Origin of the sequence: Streptomyces sp. WM6386 (genome assembly GCF_000972385.1) — a bacterium.
Taxonomy (GTDB): domain Bacteria; phylum Actinomycetota; class Actinomycetes; order Streptomycetales; family Streptomycetaceae; genus Streptomyces.
In genome coordinates, this window is sequence record NZ_JXTE01000154.1 from 1 (window position 1) to 2,558 (window position 2,558).

Below are 2,558 nucleotides of genomic sequence, written 5' to 3' on the forward strand. Positions count from 1 at the left end.
GTCCCGCACTGGTCGACGTACGGGTCGGGCCGATCCTCGGCATCGAGGTCATGCGCCTGGAGGAGAGCCGGCTCGGCACCGTCGAGCGGCGCATCGACGCCGATCTGCGGCTCGGCAGGCACTCCGAACTCATCGCGGAGCTCGCCGAACTGACGGCGCGCTACCCCCAGCACGAGGGTCTGCACTCGCAGGCCATGGTGGCGCTGTACCGGTCGGGGCGGCAGGCATCGGCCCTGTCCGTCTACCGCAAGCTGCGCATCCGGCTCATCGAGGAGCTGGGCGTCGAGCCTTCGCCACAGGTGCAGAGGCTGCACCAGGCAATGCTGGCCGTCGACCCGCAACTGGACGTGTCCGCCGGTATCCGGCGCAGCTCGACCTTCGATCTCTACGCCGCCTGAGGCCGGCCGGAGCGGGGGCTCGAGTCGTACTCAGAGGTCGTTTTCCACCCCTGTCCCTTCCCGGAACCGCGCCTGACCCCGCGGTGCCGGGTGGTGCCGGAAGACAGGCTCCGCCGGGGGACGGCGAGCCGTCGGATCGGCTATGGCCGGGTGGAACGCGGCCTCGAGGCGCGGTGTGAGGAGTGCAGCAGGCGGGCCGGCTGCCGGGGGAACGCTCCGAGAACTCACCGCACGGGAAGTCTTCTCCATGATCACACCCTTTGGCCGTGCGGCCGAGCCGGTGGAAGCCGTCCTCCGCCCGCTCTCAAGCGGTCTTTGAGGTCGTCCGGCGATTCTCGAACCCCGCCCCCGTGTGTCCAGGGGCGACGGGAGAGGAGGATGCCATGCCGGACGGACCGTCGGTGCGACTGCACTGTTTCGCGCACTCCGAGGGGGGCCTCTCGATCTTCGATCACTGGGCCGCCAGCACCGGCCCCGGGGTCGAGGTGCTCCCGGTCCCCCTGCCGGGCGGCGAACGGCGGCGCTCCGAACCCCGGGTGACCACCCATGAGGCGCTGCTCGCCGATGTGCTGCCCCTGTTCGCCGATGCGCACCCCGAGCCGTACGTCCTCTACGGGCACGGTCTCGGTGCCATGGTCGCCTTCACCGTGACGCGCGCCCTGCACGAGGCCGGTCTGCCCGGCCCCGCACTTCTCGCCGTCGGCGCCTGCCCGCCACCCGAGACCCCCTCCGAACTGCCGGACGCCCGTGGGGCGACGGACGCCGAACTGCTGCATGTCCTGGGCGGCAAGGGCGCCGTGGCGCCGCAGAGCGACGAAGGGATCTGGCTGCGGGCCATGCTGCCGGTGCTCCGCGCCGACCTGGAGCTCGCCCAGGCCCTGGAGGCGGCGGCCCGCAAGCCCTCGTCCGCGGGACCGCTCACCACCCCCGTACTCGTGGTCGCGTCGCGCGAGAACCCGCTGGCGCCGCCCACGATCGCCGACGGCTGGCGGCAGTGGACCCAAGGACCCACCTGGCTGCGTACCGTCCCCGGCCATCACTTCTTCGGACGGGGCCGTGAACTGCCCAGGCTCCTGGGCCGGGCCGGCCGCGTCACCGGCCGCCTCGCCCGGCAGAGCGTGCCCGTCGGATGAATCCGTACCGCCGCTCACCCGGTGCAGGCCTGCGATTGCCTGCGCGCCCCTGAATCCTTGCGCGACGCGGTAGGCGACGGCTGACGGGACCAGCGTTATTCGATCTGCTTTCCGCTCGTTCTTCAGCGGTTTTCATCCGGCCGTCTGAATTCTGTTCGCGTACCCGTCGGCGCAATGTAGGAGAGGTGTTCAGATGTCTGTTGAGCTCGCGGAGAAGACGACGCACAAGGTCCATGTGTCCGCACCCGCCGGTGTGGTCTACGCCCTCTTCGCCGATGCGGTGAACTGGCCGCTCTATTTCTCCCCCAGCGTTCATGTGGAACGTCTGGAGTTCGACGGCGAACGGGAGCGGCTGCGCACGTGGTGCTTCATGGACGGCCAGCTGAAGTCATGGACCTCGTGGCGGCATCTGGACCCGGTGAACCGCCGTGTGGAGTTCCGGCAGGAGCTGCCCGCGTCTCCGTTGAGCTCGCTGGGCGGCATCGTGAACGTGCGCCCCGAAGGACCGCACAGCAGTGAGCTGGAGCTGCTGTACGGCTTCAGTGTCGTCGACCACCTGCCCGCCGACCTGGCCTGGGCCGAGCGGGCCGCCGACGGGCACAGCCGCAGCCAGCTCGCCGGCCTGAAGGCGGTCGCCGAACGCTGGGAGCGCCTGGACGAACTGGTCCTGACCTTCGAGGAGTCGGTGCACGTCAACGGCCCGGCCGAGCTGGTCTACGACTTCCTGTACCGGGCCGGGGACTGGCCGGACATGGTGCCGCACGTCACCCGGGTCGACCTCACCGAGGACGAGCCCGGAGTGCAGCGGATGACCATGGAGACGCTGACCGAGTACGGCACCCACACCACCGACTCGGTGCGCATCTGCTTCCCGCACGCGGAGCGCATCATCCACAAGCAGACCACGACCCCCGCCCTGCTTCAGGCACACACCGGCGAATGGTCCGTCGTCCCCGAGGAGCGGGGCGTGAGCGTCATCGCGCAGCACACCGTCGTCCTGCGCGAGGAGAACATCGCCGCCGAACTG

General features: G+C 70.2%; 3 protein-coding genes. All 3 read left to right on the forward strand.

Annotated features, from left to right (window positions below; translation table 11 throughout):
* Positions 1-398: AfsR/SARP family transcriptional regulator (locus tag TN53_RS40210; protein WP_046263820.1), on the forward strand; the 398-nt coding region annotated here is incomplete at its 5' end.
* Between the two features lie 383 nt (positions 399-781).
* Positions 782-1,531, forward strand: coding sequence for a thioesterase II family protein (locus tag TN53_RS40215; RefSeq protein WP_046263821.1), 750 nt, complete (start codon positions 782-784; stop codon positions 1,529-1,531).
* Positions 1,532-1,724: 193 nt separating this feature from the next.
* Positions 1,725-2,558 (forward strand): aromatase/cyclase (locus tag TN53_RS40220; RefSeq protein WP_046263822.1); only part of this gene is annotated, 834 nt, incomplete at its 3' end.